General features: G+C 58.1%; 18 protein-coding genes. 12 read left to right on the top strand and 6 right to left on the bottom strand.

Features of this window, described 5'->3' with window-relative positions; all coding sequences use genetic code 11:
- Positions 1-134: 134 nt before the first annotated feature.
- Complete coding sequence (locus tag ACN19L_RS21375; protein WP_426491414.1) at positions 135-1,361, top strand: hypothetical protein; 1,227 nt, start codon at positions 135-137, stop codon at positions 1,359-1,361.
- Between the two features lie 66 nt (positions 1,362-1,427).
- Here ACN19L_RS21375 and ACN19L_RS21370 read toward each other — a convergent pair whose 3' ends face one another.
- The 3 genes from ACN19L_RS21370 to ACN19L_RS21360 form a co-directional block, all read right to left on the bottom strand.
- Positions 1,428-1,658, bottom strand: coding sequence for a hypothetical protein (locus tag ACN19L_RS21370; protein ID WP_426491413.1), 231 nt, complete (start codon positions 1,656-1,658; stop codon positions 1,428-1,430).
- A 9-nt stretch (positions 1,659-1,667) separates the two neighbouring features.
- The gene (locus ACN19L_RS21365) at positions 1,668-1,895 is read right to left on the bottom strand and encodes a hypothetical protein (RefSeq protein WP_426491412.1); all 228 of its coding nucleotides are present in this window, start codon (positions 1,893-1,895) and stop codon (positions 1,668-1,670) included.
- Positions 1,896-2,033: 138 nt separating this feature from the next.
- Entirely contained in the window at positions 2,034-3,056 is a 1,023-nt protein-coding gene (locus ACN19L_RS21360; RefSeq protein ID WP_426491411.1) for an ArdC family protein, read from the bottom strand.
- A gap of 559 nt (positions 3,057-3,615) precedes the next feature.
- On the opposite strand from ACN19L_RS21360, the gene ACN19L_RS21355 reads away from it, so the two are divergent.
- The 5 genes from ACN19L_RS21355 to ACN19L_RS21335 all read left to right on the top strand — a co-directional run bounded on the left by ACN19L_RS21355 (position 3,616) and on the right by ACN19L_RS21335 (position 6,976).
- Positions 3,616-3,900, top strand: coding sequence for a type II toxin-antitoxin system HigB family toxin (locus ACN19L_RS21355; protein WP_345228239.1), 285 nt, complete (start codon positions 3,616-3,618; stop codon positions 3,898-3,900).
- 40 nt (positions 3,901-3,940) lie between these two features.
- The gene (locus ACN19L_RS21350; protein ID WP_426491410.1) at positions 3,941-4,297 is read left to right on the top strand and encodes a helix-turn-helix domain-containing protein; all 357 of its coding nucleotides are present in this window, start codon (positions 3,941-3,943) and stop codon (positions 4,295-4,297) included.
- Positions 4,298-4,387: 90 nt separating this feature from the next.
- Positions 4,388-6,076, top strand: coding sequence for a UvrD-helicase domain-containing protein (locus ACN19L_RS21345; RefSeq protein ID WP_426491409.1), 1,689 nt, complete (start codon positions 4,388-4,390; stop codon positions 6,074-6,076).
- Between the two features lie 120 nt (positions 6,077-6,196).
- Positions 6,197-6,781: a hypothetical protein gene (locus tag ACN19L_RS21340; RefSeq protein WP_426491408.1), complete on the top strand. Its 585-nt coding sequence runs from the start codon at positions 6,197-6,199 to the stop codon at positions 6,779-6,781.
- Positions 6,782-6,826: 45 nt separating this feature from the next.
- A complete protein-coding gene (locus ACN19L_RS21335; protein ID WP_426491407.1) occupies positions 6,827-6,976 on the top strand; it encodes a hypothetical protein in 150 nt (49 codons plus the stop codon).
- A gap of 364 nt (positions 6,977-7,340) precedes the next feature.
- Here the strand turns inward: ACN19L_RS21335 and ACN19L_RS21330 are convergent, their stop codons facing one another.
- On the bottom strand, positions 7,341-7,634 hold the full coding sequence (locus ACN19L_RS21330) for a hypothetical protein (RefSeq protein ID WP_426491406.1): 294 nt from the start codon (positions 7,632-7,634) through the stop codon (positions 7,341-7,343).
- Positions 7,635-8,201: 567 nt separating this feature from the next.
- Between ACN19L_RS21330 and ACN19L_RS21325 the strand changes: the two genes are divergently transcribed.
- A complete protein-coding gene (locus tag ACN19L_RS21325) occupies positions 8,202-8,678 on the top strand; it encodes a protein NO VEIN domain-containing protein (protein WP_426491405.1) in 477 nt (158 codons plus the stop codon).
- A 19-nt stretch (positions 8,679-8,697) separates the two neighbouring features.
- Here ACN19L_RS21325 and ACN19L_RS21320 read toward each other — a convergent pair whose 3' ends face one another.
- Both ACN19L_RS21320 and ACN19L_RS21315 read right to left on the bottom strand, forming a co-directional pair.
- On the bottom strand, positions 8,698-11,301 hold the full coding sequence (locus tag ACN19L_RS21320) for a toprim domain-containing protein (RefSeq protein WP_426491404.1): 2,604 nt from the start codon (positions 11,299-11,301) through the stop codon (positions 8,698-8,700).
- A 103-nt stretch (positions 11,302-11,404) separates the two neighbouring features.
- Positions 11,405-11,815: a hypothetical protein gene (locus tag ACN19L_RS21315; protein ID WP_149072666.1), complete on the bottom strand. Its 411-nt coding sequence runs from the start codon at positions 11,813-11,815 to the stop codon at positions 11,405-11,407.
- Positions 11,816-12,102: 287 nt separating this feature from the next.
- Between ACN19L_RS21315 and ACN19L_RS21310 the strand changes: the two genes are divergently transcribed.
- The 5 genes from ACN19L_RS21310 (at position 12,103) to ACN19L_RS21290 (ending at position 17,316) form a co-directional block, all read left to right on the top strand.
- The gene (locus ACN19L_RS21310; protein WP_426491403.1) at positions 12,103-12,771 is read left to right on the top strand and encodes a hypothetical protein; all 669 of its coding nucleotides are present in this window, start codon (positions 12,103-12,105) and stop codon (positions 12,769-12,771) included.
- A gap of 129 nt (positions 12,772-12,900) precedes the next feature.
- Positions 12,901-13,281, top strand: coding sequence for a DUF4134 domain-containing protein (locus ACN19L_RS21305; protein WP_073288146.1), 381 nt, complete (start codon positions 12,901-12,903; stop codon positions 13,279-13,281).
- A 9-nt stretch (positions 13,282-13,290) separates the two neighbouring features.
- On the top strand, positions 13,291-13,620 hold the full coding sequence (locus ACN19L_RS21300; RefSeq protein WP_149072702.1) for a hypothetical protein: 330 nt from the start codon (positions 13,291-13,293) through the stop codon (positions 13,618-13,620).
- The gene (locus tag ACN19L_RS21295) at positions 13,589-16,204 is read left to right on the top strand and encodes a type IV secretion system protein VirB4 (protein ID WP_426491402.1); all 2,616 of its coding nucleotides are present in this window, start codon (positions 13,589-13,591) and stop codon (positions 16,202-16,204) included. The genes ACN19L_RS21300 and ACN19L_RS21295 overlap by 32 nt, the downstream gene beginning before the upstream one ends.
- Positions 16,201-17,316 carry a hypothetical protein gene (locus ACN19L_RS21290; protein ID WP_426491401.1) on the top strand — a complete coding sequence of 372 codons (1,116 nt, stop codon included), beginning with the start codon at positions 16,201-16,203 and terminating at the stop codon, positions 17,314-17,316. The genes ACN19L_RS21295 and ACN19L_RS21290 overlap by 4 nt, the downstream gene beginning before the upstream one ends.
- The last annotated feature ends 17 nt before the right edge of the window (positions 17,317-17,333 follow it).

The following is a 17,333-nucleotide window of genomic DNA, read 5'->3' as shown; positions in this document are numbered from 1 at the left end:
TCCACTAGTCCTCATCATTAAGTGCTTCGGCTTCCAAATCGCTTGTTAAGGGCAGTTCCTAACCGGGCTGCCCTTGCTCATTTTGGTATCCGGACACTACCTTACTTGTTAAATAGTATGCAAGACAACCAGATATGAAAGACATTTTGGCTAACGCTCGATTCTGGCAGTTCGATGATAAGTCCATATTCCCATTTGGCAAGCATAAAGGGGAATCAGTCATTGACGTATTCAAGCAGGACCCATCATACATTGGTTTCTGCCTGGAAAGCATACCAAAATTCACGTTAACCACTAGTGGATGGAATGCTATATACAATCAAGACAAAGAGTATTTCAATAATGAAACAAGTAGAAATTATTTTATATATTATATTAATAAAATATTCGAAGTAAACCGTATTTTGAGAAATAATACCCACAACGATGAAGGCCGCAATCGGCCATTATCAACCTTTATTAATAAAATAGCCTATGTTAATACGGATAAAATAACACTAAAAGCATGTTTCAAAAGAGCAAAAGCTAGTACAGTTAATGCAAAAGGTATAGCCGTTGAATTAGAAGAGCAATATGCCAAGCAAGGATATATACAGGAGGAATTAACAAGAGAGGAAGAGAACAAAATTAAATTCTCCGTGAGAATTATAGACTTCAAAGACTTTGGAACGTTCAAAAAATATGATGCCGCTTATTGTACGCCAGGAGTCAAGACTTTTGAAGTTATACGATTACTGTCTAGCGGCTTAGTTGTCCTTGCATTAGCTATGGACTGCCGAAATTTTCGTCCACAGGGTATGGGTTTTGGCACAGAAGGATGGATAAGGATTCTACCTGACGATGCCGACTGTGTCTTGCATATCGCAAATAATCATCTCACGATAAATCAACGGATATCAGACCGAGAGATGACAGATGCTGAAATTGAAGCTGACATAGTCGCCTTTCATGAGCGCAAACCGAATGCGCAAAAAAGGACACCAGAATACTATTCCAAGAAAAAAATTCCAATATATGCCCCAGTAAATTTGCTCGATGAGATATTAGAATCATACACAATTAACCGCCAGGCGTTTCCAAATAAAAATCTATTCAACACTACTATATTATATGAATACTTCAGCTCTCTACAATTTACCTATCATTCAGATGAAGTTGACGAGTTAACTAAGCAGTGGTATGAATCTAAAAATAACATCAAAACATATGACCTCAGGCGTAAACGAGTGTGGCAAAATCGTCAAGCGTTTTGGCGTTCCGAAGATTCTGAAGCCGACGACGATTCAGACCGTGAAAACTGGGAAGAATTGACAGACGGCCAAAACGGAACTTGGGAAGACTGGCATGAACCCGTTGATTGATTTTGAAGATTGCCTCACTAGCCAGATGTGTAGCCTTCGATACGCTTTGCTGTAAAAGGGTAGGGGCTACTGTTGAAAAAGCAGGTCGGCCGGTGCTACCTGGTGCCACTCTCCGGTCTGCAGGTAGCGAACCTGAAACTGGCCCCGCCGGGTCCGGGCCTGGCTCACGCGGTACGCTGCCGGCGCTGGCGCTGCTTCGGTGGCGGCGGGCTGGTGAAATACCGCCCAGCAATTGTTGGCAAGGGCCTGCTGCACGTCACGGGTAGCGTGCCTGATGGTGGATAGGGGGCTGCTCATCGTTAGGGGTTATAGTGCTAGCTGGAACTGCCCGCCGTGCTGCTCGCTGGTGCGGCGCAGACCTTCGCAGGCAATGGGGCGAACTGCCCGTACCAGCTTCAAAAGGGACTCGTAGGCGGCTGACGTGTCAATCTCCAGTTCCAGCCGCTCGGCAACCTCCTCGGTAAGCACTTCGCTGTTAATGCCTTTATCCAGCTGCCGCATCAGATTTTCTACGTCGGCAACGGCGGCAATCACCCGGCTGCGGTACTCGTTCCAAGCTGGGCTCTGGATAGTGGGGCTTCACTGGCTTTCATAAGCAGGCTAGAATTAGAGCTAGGGCTAGGATTAAGGCTAGGGCTAGCCGCTCGCAAGCGGCCAGCCCCGCCCGGCGGGCTATGCGAGCTGCAGCCAGCTTAGCTCGGCGGCCATAAACTCGCGGTCGATGTCGTCGAGCACCGCAACCGGCTCGCTGGCTACCGGCGCGGCTGCCGGGGCCTGTACCTCGTCGGCTTCGCCCTCCGGCTCCGCTGTCGTCCCTAGTATCATCTCAGCGGCGCGCTGGGCTTTGCTGGCGGCCTGTACCACAAGCCTCTTATCATTCTTCAACCGTTCCAGCCAGTTCTGAATGTAGGCCACGGCGTTTTCTTCGGTCTGCTCGGTAGCAATGCCGGCCGCCGCGCTCAGAAAGGATGCGCCCATTTCAGCGGTCAGCTCCTCGCGGGCGTAGCTGCTGCTCTGCTTTCCCTCGCCAGCGGTCAGGTCGGCGCGGTCAAGGCGGCTCTGGTGGCCGGTGCTGTGCGTCAGTTCGTGAAACAGGGTCTGATAGTAGCCCTCCGACGTGGTGAAGGTTTCCGGCTTGGGCATGTTCACAAAGTCCAGCGCCGGCGAATAGTAGGCCCGCTGGTGCAGGTACTGAATGGCGGGCTTGCCGTCCCACGCCTCCACGATGCCTTCGGCCACTTCGCTGGGGGTGAACTCCTGCTTGGTTACCTCGGGCAGATTGAACTCGATGCCCTCAATGTCTTCCACTGAAAACACGGTGTAATACTTCAGGAAGGGCGTTTTCTCTTCCTTGCCGGTTTCCTTGTTCTCGCGCTTGCTGATGTTGTAATACACTACCTGATGGCCTTTGGCCCCTTTTCTCACGTTGCCGCCTAGCGCCAGCGCCTGCTTGAATGTCATGAAGAAGGGGAGGGCTCCGCTGAAATGCAGCAGAAACAGGTTGATTCCGCTGTACACGCGGCCGGTGGCGTAGTTGCGGGGCAGGCCATACACCGCGTTCCACGGCTTGCGCCACGGAATGATGCCGCCTTCCAGCGCCGAAATAATCCGGTCCGTCACAATCTGGTACACGTCGGGCCGGGTTGCGGCTGCTTTGGTGGCTTTCTTGGCGGCAGGCTTGCTGGTCTTTTTCATGGCTAAAAGGCTGTTGTTCCGTTCGTTTGTTATACTTATTAAACGGCAGCGGCACACAATTAGTTGCACTTTATGCGATTATAATTCGTATTTTATACAAGTTATTTTCTTTCTTATAGTCCCTCTATCTCCGCCTTTTTTCCCCACCGCCCCTAATTCCGCTTGGCCACGAAATGGCAGAAGACTTATCCGCGCTCTGCTGGGAGTGGGGCGGCTTTTTCAGCCGGCTGGCTCACAGCTCCGACTCTCTTTTCAATGGAAGAGGCCATCAGGCGGAGCCACCGGCCTGCGGTCGATGTAGCGCAGCACAGTCGTCGGCAGCCCGGCGGCTCCGTCTGATGGCCTGTGCGACGGCCTTTTGCGTGAGGGATGGCAGGGGTTTAGTCCGCAGGACCGTAGGCGCAGCCGCAGCTCCGAACAGCCCGGCCCGAAGGGACACGCCCCAATTTCTGTATTGTGTAAATTTTTTTACCTTATCCAGAAATTTTACGTATCTTTACTTAAGACCTGTAACCCGTGCCCTCGCGCCGCTTTTTGCTAGACATTATGCTTATTGACTATGGAGATACTTACTAAGAAAACATTGAGAGACTATGGAAATACCCAACACCCTGATGTAGCCCAAGCCCTGCTGGAGTGGTTCGAGATGGCCGAGGCGGCTGAGTGGCAGACAGCCGCTGATGTACCCGCTCGCTACGTCGGCAACAACCGCTACGTGTTCAATATTCTGGGCAACCGCTTCCGCCTGATTGTCCGCATCTTTTTCCCGGCTTACCAGGTGTACGTCCGCTTCGTGGGCACCCACGCTGAGTACGACCGCATCCCCGACACTTCGACGGTCTGAGCCACCTTCTTCTATCCCAATCATTCACCCCACACGCACAATGGCACTCATCCTGCACACTGAAAAGGAGTATCAGGCCGCTATGACGCGGCTTGAATACCTCATCGACAACGAGCCCGGCAACCTGGACGAAATCAAGTCCCTCGGTCGCGCCGCGAACGAATACGAAAACGACCATGGCCACCGTCCCATCTCGCCCACCTCGCTGGTCGGCATGCTGGAGCGGGAGATGGTAGCGCGCCGCCTGAAAAAGCAGGATATGGCTGCCCTGCTCGGCATTGCAAACAGCCGACTGAGCGAAGTTCTCAACGGCAAGCGCGCCATCAACCTGGACCTAGCCAAGCGCCTTTACCAAAAGCTGGGTATCTCTGCCGAACTTATCTTGGAATACGCGTAGCTGCCCCGCGGGCTTTAGGTGTATTCCAGCAGACAACACTATACCAAGTCCGGCAGGGCGTTAGCCGCTGGCCGGCGGAAATAATTCGTGATGAATCTTACGGCTGAGCAGTCTGCCATCCTGGCTTCCCGTGGCCATTTGAAAATCAACGCCGTTGCCGGGAGTGGTAAAACCACTACGATGGTCGAATATGCCCGCGCCCAACCGGCAACGGCCCGCATCCTGTACCTCGCCTTCAACAAGACGGTGCGGCAGGAGGCCATTCGCAAGTTTCAGGCAGCTGGCTTACCGAACGTGGTGGTAGAAACAGCGCATTCCTTGGCCTACCGCTACGTGGTGCGCGGCAGCCGCTACCAACTCAACAACAAAGGGTATCGGGCGCACGAGCTGGTAGAAATGCTCAAGCTGCCCCGGGGCACCGGGCAGGAGCGCCACCAGGAGTATGTGCTGGCCAACCACATTGCCAAGTTCGTGACCTATTTCTGCAACAGCGACCAGGCGCAGGTGCAACGGCTCGATTACCTGTCCACGCTAATCGACCCGAAGGCTCGGGAATTTGTCGGCAAGCACTACGCTACTATCGAGCGAAGCTGCCGGGAATTGCTGGCCCGCATGGACCGCGGTGAAATTGCTATTACCCATGACTTCTACCTGAAGAAATTTCAGTTGAGCCACACCCTGCTGCCGGCTGATGTTATCCTGTTCGATGAGGGCCAGGACGCCTCCGGGGCCATGCTGGATATCTTCTTCCGTCAACCCGCTACTAAGGTGATTGTCGGGGATACCCATCAGCAGATTTACGGCTGGCGGCACGCGGTCAACTCGCTGGAAAGAACGGATTATCCCAGCCTGCAGCTAAGTACCAGCTTCCGGTTTGGACCTCCCATCGCCAAACTGGCCTCACACGTTCTGAGCTGGAAAACGCAACTGGGCGCGGGTCCCCAACTCGTGGTGACGGGTGCCGCGCAGGAAGCGCCAAGCGAGGGAACTACTCGCGCCGTAATTGGCCGCACCAACCTGGGGTTGCTGCTCAAGGCTATTGAGTACGTTAAGGAGCACCGGCAGCAGCTGCGTCGGGTGTACTTCGAGGGCAACATTAACTCCTACACCTACGCGGGGGAGGGCGCGAGCTTAACGGATGTACTGGCCCTCTATAACGGCCGTAGCGAGGCCATTAAAGACCCGTTGATTCGCAAAATGGCCAATCTGGATGAATTGGCCGACTACGCCGAGCAGACCGAGGATGGGCAGCTGCAGATGCTCATCACCATCGTGGAGGATTACGGCAACGACGTTATCGACCTTATCAAAGAGTTGAAGCGCCTGCACGTTGCTGATGGTGCCCGCGACCAGGCGCAACTCTACTTCTCCACGGTACACCGCTGCAAGGGCTTGGAGTACGACCAAGTGCAGCTCACCCCGGATTTTATCACGCAGGCCACCGTTGACAAGCTGGAAGAGGAATTTGCAGCCAAGCCCCCGGAGACGGGCGTCAGGGCCCGTGTATTCGAGGAAATCAACCTGCTTTACGTCGCCCTGACGCGGGCCAAGGCCCGGGTACATGTACCGTCTGATTGCCTTCCCGATGGATTTGAGCCCCACGCGGCCGTGCAGGGCTTCCACGGTACAGGCGGCACGGTCCTGCTCGCAGCACCTGCAGCGGCTCCTGCTCATAGAAGAGAATGGGTGGAGTATACTCCCGCCCAGGTTACTTTGGACCCTCGCTTTGCCTCACTGCAACAGAAGCTGGACGCAAGCAGCAAATCACCAAATGGTTAATTGCTCCCCAAAGTCCAAAAGCTCATCTGCCAGCGCGCAGGAGATGCGGTGACGGACTTTCTCCAATTCACGGACGCCGCGTCTTAAGATGACGGTGAAGCGTCTTTTCTTAGCTGTACTATGAATGGAAACGACCTACTCCATGCCCATATTACTCCGCTTCTGCAACTTGTAGCATCTACTTCACTCTGGGTGCATCCCAAGGTAATTGAAGCCCTGCGCCAGGAAGACGGCAACGATACAGCCCGGTGGTTTCGCAACGTGCGCCGGGCCCGGACGAAAAATAACGAGACGGTCCGCGCTTTCGCCGATGGCAATTACTTGGATGATAACTCCAAAGCAAATATTGCCATCAAAACGGCGCTTGGTTACCGTACCAAAACGGAGGAAATCAAGAAGTTTCATACCTGCCACATCTACGACGAGCAGGGCGAAGCATATGACCCGCTGTATTACTGTGCACTGCCAAATTTGGTGCTCATTCCGAGTGCCATTCACAGTCTCGCGGACCATTTCCCAGAGTGTAAACAGATACTGAAGTACCGGGCTTACCAGCTGTACGGGTTCTACCGGGGCGCAATCCCACCCAAGCCCACTGACTACGACCAACTGGAATGGCATCCGTTTGTAGGCAGCACTGAGCGGGCACTGAAGTCTGTTAAAATGCGAGGAAGTTCTTTACAACCGAAATCCGCGCTTGCCTAAGCCTTGTATCCGCAAAATCTATTAAAACCATCACCCCTGCTATCCATGCCGCGCATCATCTTTTTCAATACCGGCTGGATGGATTCTTACGCGGGCAACCACCGGAACCTCGACACCATCACGGGAGGCGGGGCCCATACCAGGGAGCAAGGGTGGGAAGGAGGGTGGTGGCAGCTACATCGTGGGTTGGTATAAGAACGCAACGTTATTCCGCACGGAACAGCCGCGCCCAGCTAACTCCCGTCACCTGTGGCAGGACCACCTGATGGAGTTCTATAGGGGTAGCACAAGAGTAGGAGCAGAAAGTATCGGTAGGGAAAAACTGCGTGGGCGGCTGTTTCAGAATACGGACATTTTACTGAACAAGCCAGCCTCATTAACCTGTGGGCGCCCTATTTTGAAGGGTGAATGTGTCCATCGTAAGCAATCCGCTTAACCTTTGGACTAAGCTTTTAACCAAGGCCAGGTTTTCAGGCTGGGCCGGCGGGCGCGGGGGCGGGCCTGGTTTGGGTGCGGGCAACAGGGGCGGCCAGCAGCAGCCGGGTGGGCAGGCCGGTGCTCATGGCGCGGTCGGCCCGTCGGTGTAGGTGGGGTTGTTGGCTACCAGCACCAGGCTGTCGCGCTTCGGGAAATAGTCGAAGTCGAAAGCACTGCGCTGCAACGCGCCGGCCGGGTTTTTGGCCCGGTAGATGTGCTTTATGTGCACCATGTACACGTCGTGGCTGGTGAGCTTCCATTTGGCCAGGGCCAGGGTATCACGCAGCAGGGCAGCATAGTCCAGCGGTTGGGCTCGGGCCAAGTGATGCGCCCGGCCCTCATGACTCTGGTATTCTTCCGGGTCGACCGTTGGCATGGGTCTTTTGGGTAATCAGCTACCCTTTAAAAACACCCCGCGAAACGGTTATGCGGGGTGTTTTTGAGGCGATTTGGGTGAACTTTCGCTTACACCGATACCCAATCGTGGCGACCACCAGCTTTAGGACAGCCGTCACGGTCAGGAGCATTACTAGTGCCTTTGTTGCTCTCGGCTCCGCACTTTTTGCAGCGCCAGTAAACGTAAAAAAGTTCCTGTATCATCTTCATGGTGCTTGGTGCGTAATGTCGCCACGTTTGGTTGGTAAGGCCCGTTTTTTAGCGTGGGTGCTGGTCTCCACGGAGAGTTGGTGGGCTTGAGGTTGGCGCGCTTTCCTATTTTAACCCTCAACAACTTCCCAAACCTATCGCTCCCCCCCCTCCAAAGTTATGTGTAGTTAAACAAATTGGCAAAACCTCCGACTCGGAAGCCAAACAGCTTGAATGCTACTGATAAGGCATAAATGTGCCATAAGAGTAGCGAGGGTCGATAGTTTTACAAGCCCCTTAATACAATCGGAAGAAAATAGCCAAAACGAACGTCTGGTACGCCGACGATGAAGCCAACGTGGACTTTGTGCAGCAGGTGCAAGCCTACATTGCCAGGGGCGGGATACTTTCCCCTCCAGCTACCCGAAATAAAGGCCAGTCGCCCAGGCAGCCCGACGTACTCAAACGGCTAGCCATCGAGCAAAAGGCTATTGAAACAACGTGGGACTACTATCAAAAGCTAGGGTACGACATAGAGTCCGTAGAAGCCGCGAAGGTCGGGTGGGACCTGACCGCTACCAACGGAAATGTCAGACTGAAGCTGGAGGTGAAAGGGCTATCCGGAACCGCCATTGCCGCCGAGCTGACGGCCAACGAGTACAGCAGTCTGTTGGCAGATAGCCCCAACTATCGGGTGTGCATGGTAACAAATGCGCTTACCAAGCCCCTGCTGCACATTTTCTCTTATTCTAAAACCGTTGACCTTTGGGTGAGTGAGGAAGGCCTTGAGTTGTCATTTGAAAAAGTCACCAGCGCCCGGGTGTTTGCGGGGTAGTCGGCCGAAACCGCCGCACTCACCGCGTGATTTCCGTATTCCGCGCCGGCGTGGCCACCTCCTGACTTTTGCTTAGCTCGCGCCGCTCGGCCCGGTCGCTGCTGTGCTCCACAACGTGGCTACCGGGCTGCTCTGCCACTGCGTCCAGCGTGTGGCTAATCCGGCTAAGCTCCGGCTGGTCGGTGCGGTAAGTGACTTTCATTTCCGAGTGGCGGATACCATCGTTAGCGGTGGTGCTCTGAATGTCGCCGGCTTTGGCTCCGCTGCCGATAACCGCGGCCTGTACGGCCTCGGCCTGGCCCCGCTCGCCTGGGGTAATGGCGGGCTCATCCACTTTGATGATTACTTGCTTTTCGCTGCTTAGCGCATTAGCCGTAGATTCCAGCGGCGGTTTATCAGCCACATCCAGGCTACGGTCCCGGTTGTGGGGCTGAATGGGAGCAACTTCGGCTGCCGCCTGGCGCGCTGCCTGGTTGGCTTCGCTCTCCGCTACCCGCACACCAGCATACTGCTCCCGCCCAGCCTCGGCGCGGGCGTTGGTATTCGTCACAATGGCGTGAATGATGGCAATATCGGGCTGGTCGTTGCGGTAGGTCATGTCGAACTCCGCCCGCCGGATGCCCTGCTCATCCACGGTGCTGCGAATCTCACTCGTCCGCATCGAGTAGCCGGAATTATCCAGAATTTCCTTCCAGGCTTCGGCGCGGCCGGTGGTGTTGGGCTCCAACTCATCGATTTGCCAGGTTGCTACCTTCACCTCCGCCTGGGCTACCGGCAGGTCGGCTGCCGCCGGGCGCGCCGCGAAGCGGGCCTGGTCGCGTAGCTCAGCCTGCTCGGCCTCATCAACTTTGCGGCCGGTAGGAGGGGGGTTATCGTTGATGTACTCCTTTAGCAGCACTAGGCCCGCATCACGGGCGTGCACGAACTGCGCCGTGTGCGCTGCCGCTTCCTGCTCGGTTCGGTAAGAGCGGAACGGCTGCTCCGCATCCTGGCGGCCGGCGTCAGCGACTGCCCCTCCCATCATTGCCTGATTGAAGCGACGGTCCTCCTCCTGCTGCTCGGCCTGGCTTTCGGGGCTGTTGTCGTCTGCCCGCTGCTGCCGCTGCCGCTCGTCGTACTGGCGGCGGGTTTCCTGCTCGGCGCGCTCCATCGCGGCGGAGCGGGCGTACTCTGCCTGTCGCTGCTGCTCGCGCTGGTCACGCTCGGCGGCGCGCTGCTGCTCGTCCAGCTGCGCCTGGGCGCGGATTTGCTCGGCGCTCAGGCCTTGCGCCGTTAGCTCCAGCTCCCGGTTCCAGTCTTTGGCCTGCGGATAATCGACCCGAATGAAAGTCTCCTGGCCGCGCTCCTGCTCAGGCCGCAGCTGCTCCCGCTGGCGATACAGCTCCTGGCTGATTACTTCGAGCTGGGCGGTATCGGCCTTGGCCACCGACAGGCGCAGAACGGTTTCCCGCTCGGTGCTGCGCTGCACTTCCAGCTCAATGGTAGGGCCGGCTTCCTGGGTGCCGTTCATCCGGGCTACCCGCTCGGTCAGCTGCTGCACCTGGGCTGCCCCGCTCTCGGCGCTGTCGTGGCGGTAGCTCACTTTCAGGGCCGTGTGGTACTTGTCCGACGTGGCATGCCATTCCACTGGTCGACTGGCTTCTTTGTATGCTTCCTGGTCGGCTACGGGAACCAGCGGGCGGGCCGGGTGCAGCTCGTTCATGTAGTTCATGTTGAACTGCCGCCCGCCGGCGTCGCGGTCATTGGCCAGCACGATTTCCTTGGGCTCCTGCTTGTCAATCACCCGCTGAATCAGGGCCACCTGCGCTTCGGTGGGCGTGCCGCTGGTAGCCACGTAAAGCGTGTTCCGGGGGGCCTGCGCGTGCTTCAGCTGGTAGTGAGAGAGGGAGTCAATGGCCGATTCGGACACGACCACCCGCTCGACCGGCGTATCCTTACCCTGGGTGGGGTGCGATACCCAGATGCCGTTTTTGGGCAGCGGCAGCAGGTTTTTGTAGTGCTCGTTCTTCTGCTCGACGCTGGCCAAGCCCTGCTCGTTGTAGAGCGGGAAAGCGGTGTTCTTGTGCTCGTTCTGCTGCGCGGTGAAGATGCGCCCCTGAAAGGCCGGGCTGTCAATCGTGCTATCGGTAATACTCCGGCTGTGCAGGTAGCTGCGGTCGGTTAGCTCCTTATTCACGCCCAGCACCTCGGCAATGAGGCGCGTTTTGCGGTCTTCCTGCTGCTGGCGCTCATGGTCGGGGTCGCCCACGGGCAGGGCATTGAGTCGGCTCACCTCCAACGGGGCGGTGTAGACACGGGCTGGGACAGGCCCGTCATGCAGATACTCGCGTAGCTGCTGGCGAACCTGCCCCAAATTCAATCCGTGGCCGTTGCCGCCCCGGGTTTTCGCGAAATCAATAACGCTGCCCTTGTCCCGGTCGTCGCCGGTGTTCAGGTATACCTGGTGGTCGGCCTTGCGGGTGACAATGAGCACTTCCCCGTCTTTTTCGAGCTGGTGCCAGTCGCCGCGCTTGCCTTCCTTCCTGACTTGGTAGCCTTGCCGCTCGGCGTAGTCTACGAGGTCGATGTCACGCTTGAACCGGTCAAGCTCGGTGGGGTCGTTTTCTCGAATAGGGGCATTCATCGCGGGGAGCTTACAAGTGGTCGTTGATGACCAGTAGCTCCGGGCGGGGAAGGGCAGACGGGAATGAGTCCGCCTGGCTACCCAGAAAACTATCCGGTCGAGGTTACGGGGCTGGGGCTGCCGATGCGCCGGCGGCGTGCTCGGTGCCGGGCAGGGGAGGGGTGCCGCTGTCGAAGCACTTCAACTGCTTCTGGAAAGTGGTCAGGGCCTCCTGGCTGGGAAATAGAAAGCGCGGGCTCTCGCTGTTGGGCGGAATCCTGATTAGCTCAGTGGCCACGTCGAGGTTGCGGAGCAAGCGCTGCAGCAGGCGGGGCTCTTCGCGCTTCAGGGAGTTGTTTTTTAGTCCTACAATACTGGTGTAGGGCAGCTCATGCTGCTCGCAGAACGATTTCAGCTCCCCTTTAGGAAGCATCAGCAGGCGGAATTGGGCATAGCGTAAAACGTCGGCATAAGGGACGGTGAGATTTAGGTCGGGAAAGCCCAAGGGGGCCGAAATGTGTGCAGATGGTACCATGCAAGAGGTGGCTTTGTGAGGGTGAACAGGTGTGCTAGTAGACCTAACGAGAGGCATAATCTACAAAGACACGAATTCAAGCCATTCGCTGCAAATGGCTAATACAAAACCCGCAATGGTACCCCGCGCTCCGGTAGCAGCTCAACAGCAGTTGGCTCGGCCTAAACGCGGTTGCCCATCCCTAACGAAGAAACTTATCAGAAGTTTTACAGAATATTAAAAGAATCATTTTAGAAATCTTTCAGAACTCTTTCAGAACACAAGCCGTAAGCAGGGCTCATATGAAAATGGCCTTTATCGTTGTGTTCACCTTGTTTTTACTGTTTGCCCTGTCCGGCTTGGCCTGGCGGCGCATCAAGAGTAAGAGCAAGCCGGCTGACCTCGTGGCCAAGAGCAACCACCACTCGGTGTGGTCTTTTCATTATGGCCCCGCAACTATTCTACCTTCCCGGGAGGTAGTCGCGCCAAGTCCGCCGCCGGCTACCGGCAATGCGCTGGCCCGGCTCATGCCCGACGAGGACCAGCGGGTACAGCAAGAGCAGGCCCGGGCCGCAGCGGCAGCTGACAGCGAAGCGACCAAGAACCGCACCGCTGAACAGGCGCAACAGCCAGACACGCCGGGGCTGGCTTCCGGCAAAGATGCCGCAGCGGCCCCGCTGCAGTCCTCGCGCCACGCGCCCGGCGCAAAGGTGAATGTGCTGGATATACTCGGCACTGATAGGCCTGCGCCCACAGTAGCACCGGCCACAGCCGAAGCGGCGACAGTTGCCGACAGCGAACCGGCCGAGCCAGAAGCGGCCAGGGAAGCCACCGTGCCCCAGGCCATCTACAGCAACCCGCTCACGGAAGCCACGCGCACCAAGAATGATGAGGCCAACCGCAAAGCCGCCGCAGAGCTGAGAAAAGCAACCGGGCGGCCCTCCGCAACGGCACCGATAGCCAGAAAGCCGCCCTGACCGCCCTCATCAAGGAAGGCTCCGCCTAGCCATGCATCCCTCCGGCACTACACCTTATTTCCGCGCTCTTTCTGCCCTGCTTTTCGGGCGATAAGCGCCCTGCTTCCTTCCCCTTTTTTTCTTACTCCTATGCTCAACAAACCCCTCAATCTGGCGGCAAACCTGGTGGTAGCCGGCAAAGCCTACCAACCTTCCAAGCTGGAGCAGCGCGGCTACGCGCTGCTGACGGTGCTGGCCCTCTCCACCGGCGCGGCGCGGGCGCAAAGCGCCGAAGCGGCCCTCACCCAGGTCAAGGAAAAGGTGATTGGCATCGTGCAGGTCATCTTCGCAATCATCCTGATTATCGGCCTGATTCGGGTGGTAATGAAGTTTATCCAGGGCTCACCCGACGCGCTGGGCTCCTTAGGCTGGCTGGTGGGCGGGGTGCTGCTTTGGTTCGGCTTCCAGCTCTTCAAGGACGATTTGGTCAGCGCCGTGGGTGGCAGCGACGGGGGTGGTATCACCGACTAGGCCGCTGCTATGCGTTCCTACAAATCCATTGAGCGCCCCGCGCAGGTGCTGGGCATGAACCTGCAGGACCTGGGGCTGCTGGTGGGCCTGTTCATCGGCTCCGTGCTGCTGCTGGGCTTCCTGGGCATGGCCGTCAAGATTCCGCGCATGGTCTATCTGGTGGTCATCCTCACGGAAGTGGGCCTGATTCTGAGCCTGCGCTACCTCACCCGCACGCAAGCTCCCGGCTTCCTGATGGGCTGGCTCTCCTACACCTTCATCCAGCCCCGCCGCCTGGCGGTGGGCTCCCTTCCCATTCCCACTCTTCATGGCAAAAAAACCAAAAACGGCCGCGTTTGACGCCGTGATGCCCGTGCACAGCTTCGAGGGCGACAAGGTGGTCTTCAAAGATGGTCGCGTCGCGGTGGGCTTCGCTATTGAGCCGGCCGAGATGGAAAGCTGGACGGTGGATGACTACGAGGCCTTCCAGACCGCGCTGGTGGGCGTGCTGCGGCCCCTGCCCGTGGGCACCATTGCGCAGAAAACCGACATCTACTACGACCGGCCCTACCGCGAGGATAAAACCCAGCAGACCTACTTCGAGGGCAAGATGAACAAGCACTTCTTCGAGCGGCTGGTGCTGTTTCAGAAGTCCTACCTATTTCTCTCCTTCGCCCCGGTGGCCGTGAAAGCGCCCCGCACCAACGCCGTGAATGCCTTGGTGGCCCGCGCCGGCGAAGCGCTGATGAAAAACCCCTTCGCGCAACTCGTTCAGACCCTCGAATTGGCCGAGGCCAGCGCCGTAGAATTCGTGCAGGGCATCAAGAACCTGGGCGGCGTTGCGTTTGAGCGCCTCGGCGGGAGGGAGATGCACCAGCTTTACCTGCAGTATTTCAACCTCAGCTTTGATGGCCAGCCTACCCGGCAGGAGCGTGAGATTGGCAACGACATGGGCGCGCTCAGCGTGGGCGAGCACCGGGTAAACATTCTCTCGATGGTGGGTCAGGGCAGCGAGGCCCACCCGGCGGTGAAGAACAGCTACGGCGTCACCGCGCCCATGCTCTACCCGCTCACCCACGTCCTGCAGTGCCCGCACATTCTGACGCAGGCGCTGCTGGTTCAGGATACCCGCGCCGAGCTTAGCTCGCTGGATACCGACCGCAAGCTCAATGCCTCGCTCTCGTTTCTCTCCACGCAGGACAATGCGCTGCGGGCGGCGGAGGTTGAGGAATTTACCGCCGAGGTGCGGGCCGAAAACAAGCAGATTGTGGGCCTGCACCTCTCCCTGCTACTGTGGGATACCAACGACACCAGCCGCCGGGAAAACGTGGAGCGGGCCACGGCCGCCTTTCGATACATGTTCGGTACCGAGAGCGTGGTGGAAAGCTACCTGGCCCTGCCCGTGTTCTTCGGCCTGCTGCCCGGCAACGCCTACCAAGTGCCGGACCGCTGGCTGACCTGCTCGTCGGACCGGGGCGCGTGCTACACCCACTGGACGGCCACCTACAAAACCGACCCGGTGGGCGAGTACCTCACCGACAGGTTCCGCAATCTGGTGCAGGTAAACCTCTTCAACACGGCCCTGGACAATCAGAACGCCATTGTCATCGGCCCTTCTGGCTCGGGCAAGAGCTACACCTTCGGCAACCTGATTGTGCAGCGCTTCGAGAAGGGTGCCCGGCAAATCATCATGGACGTGGGCGGCACCTACCGCAACGTGCTGCAGTCGCTCAACGGCGAGGACTTCGATAACACCTACTTCGAGTACGACCCGCAGCGGCCCATCGAGTTCAACCCCTTTGTGGTGCCCCGCGACGCTTCGGGCAAGTGGCTCTACAACGACGAGAAAACCAACTTCCACCTGGCCCTGCTCGCCGCCCTGTGGAAGGGCGGCAAGGATACCGGGCTGGACAAGTCGGAGCGCACCATCCTATCGCGCTTTCTGATTGAGTACTACGCCTGCCTGAACGAAAGTGACCGTCTGAACCAGAAGGACGAGGAGTTTCCCGGCATGGAAAGCTTCTACCGCTTCGTGGAGCAGTTCGACCACGAGATGCAGAAGCCCGTGGCCGTGCCCGGCGACGGGGTGGAGCCCGACCCGCTGGACGGGGCCCGCCGGCAGTACCAGAAAAACCTGAAGTACATCGACATGCACCAGTTCTTCCTGGTGCTGGGCCAGTACATCACCGGCGGCCGCTACGAGCGGGTGCTCAACGCCAAGCGCGACGTGGACTTGTCGGAGTACCGGCTCATCTGCTTTGACTTGGCCAAGGTGCAAGCCGACCCCGACCTCTACCCGGTGGTGGCCATGCTCATCACCGAGCTAAGCCTGGACCTGTTCCGCAAGTTTCCCGACGACATCAAGTACATCGCCCTGGACGAGGCCTGGACCATGCTCTCGGGCGTGCTCTCGGAGTTCATCGAGTCGATGTACCGCACCATCCGCAAAACCAACGGCTCGGTCACCATCATCACCCAGGGCATCACCGAGATTACCAGCAGCAAAATCGGGCCGGCCATCATCAACAACTCGGCCACCAAGATTATCCTGCGCCACGTCAACCCCGACTCGCTGGCCCAGCTGCAGGCCCCGCTGGGCCTGACCGGCCACGAGATGGATTTGATTAAGTCGGTGCGCTCCACCGAGGCGCTGCGCGAGATATTCATCAAGCAGGGCGCGAAGGGCAAGATATTCGGGGTGGAGGCCTCGCCGCAGCTCGACGCCATCCTGACCTCCAAGCCCGTGGAGCGCAACTACCTCAACAAGCTGGTCAAGTTCTATCAGCAGACCAACCTGAAGCCGGTGCTCGACCGAAACGGCCGGCCGAAGCTGGACGCCGAGGGCAACACGCAATACGAGCCCGTGAAGGTGCAGCGGCTGGACTACGCCGTTGACCAGTTTGTGGAGGATAAACAGGCCCGCAAGGGCGTCCTGGCCCAATGAGCAGCCTGTACCTAATGGTCGCCTACGGGGCCGACCCGGGCTTTCTGAGCGCCTGCGACCAGACCCTGCAAATCGTGCTGCGCGCCTGCCGCTACATCACGCCCACCTTCATGCTCATTGCCCTGCTCTACACCATCGGGCGCGGCTTTATCTCGGGCAACGGGCTGGCCATGGACTGGGGCCCCATCATCAAGGCAGTATGGATATTCTTCCTGCTCTTCTTCTATAAGGAGCTGATTGACACGCTTAGCTCGGGCATTGCCGGGTTCACCCGCATGTTTGCCACCCCAGACGGCTCCACGGCCGCTTCGGCACTGGGCGCGACCATCAGCACCTCGGAAACGCTCTCGCAGAAAACGGTGGTGGAGCAAGGGGCGCAGGAAATAGCCAACCTGCTCAAAACCATCACCTCGTTCAGCCTGACCAACATTCTGCTGCAGCTGGTGACCGGGGAAGTGGTGCTGCTGATTCGGCAAATCATGCAGTTCATCCAGCAGTTCATTCTGGGATTCCTGTTCGTGTGCGGCCCCATTTCCCTGTGCCTGTCGGTGGTGCCGGCCTTTGGCCAGCTGGCCATCAAGTGGCTGCAGAACTTCCTGGCCGTGCAGTTCTGGGGGCTCTCGTTCGCCCTACTGGATTTGCTCTACACCTTCTACACGGCTTCCAACACCACGTTTGGCGGGGTTTTCTCCGCCCCGGTGGCGGCGGAGTCGGATACCCGCCAGCTGATTGTCTCGGTGGCTTTCATCATGCTCTACCTCATGGTGCCTTACCTGACGAGCCTGTTTATCGGCTCCTCGGCCGCGCAAGGGTTCGTGGGCTCCGTGGTGGGCATGGCCACTTCGGCGGCAGCGGCGGCGGCCGGTGTTTCGGCTGGCATGGCCGGCGGCGGCCACGGCGTGTCCGGGGCCATCGGCCGGGCCATGAGCAGCAGCAGCTCCTCGGGCGGGGGCAGCTCCGGCGGGGGCAATAGTGGGGGTGGCGGCTCAGCCGACCCTAGCCCGGCCCCAAGCGGCGGCAGCTCGGCCTCGGCGGGCCTGCCCTCCATTACCATGTCCGATGCCCTCAATCCTTCCTACCGGCAACGGCCTTCCGGGCTGTGGACGGCCTAACCAATCCCCTCCTTTCC

The organism is Hymenobacter sp. 102 (assembly GCF_049949205.1).
Classification (GTDB): Bacteria; Bacteroidota; Bacteroidia; order Cytophagales; family Hymenobacteraceae; genus Hymenobacter.
This window is presented reverse-complemented; position numbering and strand designations above follow the sequence as displayed.

What these genes read in the sequence shown, in the direction of transcription:
- ACN19L_RS21375 (WP_426491414.1), top strand. Translation starts at nt 135, where the DNA reads ATGAAAGACATTTTGGCTAACGCTCGATTCTGGCAGTTCGATGATAAG.
- ACN19L_RS21370 (WP_426491413.1), bottom strand. Translation starts at nt 1,658, where the DNA reads ATGAGCAGCCCCCTATCCACCATCAGGCACGCTACCCGTGACGTGCAG.
- ACN19L_RS21360 (WP_426491411.1), bottom strand. Translation starts at nt 3,056, where the DNA reads ATGAAAAAGACCAGCAAGCCTGCCGCCAAGAAAGCCACCAAAGCAGCC.
- ACN19L_RS21355 (WP_345228239.1), top strand. Translation starts at nt 3,616, where the DNA reads ATGGAGATACTTACTAAGAAAACATTGAGAGACTATGGAAATACCCAA.
- ACN19L_RS21350 (WP_426491410.1), top strand. Translation starts at nt 3,941, where the DNA reads ATGGCACTCATCCTGCACACTGAAAAGGAGTATCAGGCCGCTATGACG.
- ACN19L_RS21345 (WP_426491409.1), top strand. Translation starts at nt 4,388, where the DNA reads ATGAATCTTACGGCTGAGCAGTCTGCCATCCTGGCTTCCCGTGGCCAT.
- ACN19L_RS21340 (WP_426491408.1), top strand. Translation starts at nt 6,197, where the DNA reads ATGAATGGAAACGACCTACTCCATGCCCATATTACTCCGCTTCTGCAA.
- ACN19L_RS21335 (WP_426491407.1), top strand. Translation starts at nt 6,827, where the DNA reads ATGCCGCGCATCATCTTTTTCAATACCGGCTGGATGGATTCTTACGCG.
- ACN19L_RS21330 (WP_426491406.1), bottom strand. Translation starts at nt 7,634, where the DNA reads ATGCCAACGGTCGACCCGGAAGAATACCAGAGTCATGAGGGCCGGGCG.
- ACN19L_RS21320 (WP_426491404.1), bottom strand. Translation starts at nt 11,301, where the DNA reads ATGAATGCCCCTATTCGAGAAAACGACCCCACCGAGCTTGACCGGTTC.
- ACN19L_RS21315 (WP_149072666.1), bottom strand. Translation starts at nt 11,815, where the DNA reads ATGGTACCATCTGCACACATTTCGGCCCCCTTGGGCTTTCCCGACCTA.
- ACN19L_RS21310 (WP_426491403.1), top strand. Translation starts at nt 12,103, where the DNA reads ATGGCCTTTATCGTTGTGTTCACCTTGTTTTTACTGTTTGCCCTGTCC.
- ACN19L_RS21305 (WP_073288146.1), top strand. Translation starts at nt 12,901, where the DNA reads ATGCTCAACAAACCCCTCAATCTGGCGGCAAACCTGGTGGTAGCCGGC.
- ACN19L_RS21300 (WP_149072702.1), top strand. Translation starts at nt 13,291, where the DNA reads ATGCGTTCCTACAAATCCATTGAGCGCCCCGCGCAGGTGCTGGGCATG.
- ACN19L_RS21295 (WP_426491402.1), top strand. Translation starts at nt 13,589, where the DNA reads ATGGCAAAAAAACCAAAAACGGCCGCGTTTGACGCCGTGATGCCCGTG.
- ACN19L_RS21290 (WP_426491401.1), top strand. Translation starts at nt 16,201, where the DNA reads ATGAGCAGCCTGTACCTAATGGTCGCCTACGGGGCCGACCCGGGCTTT.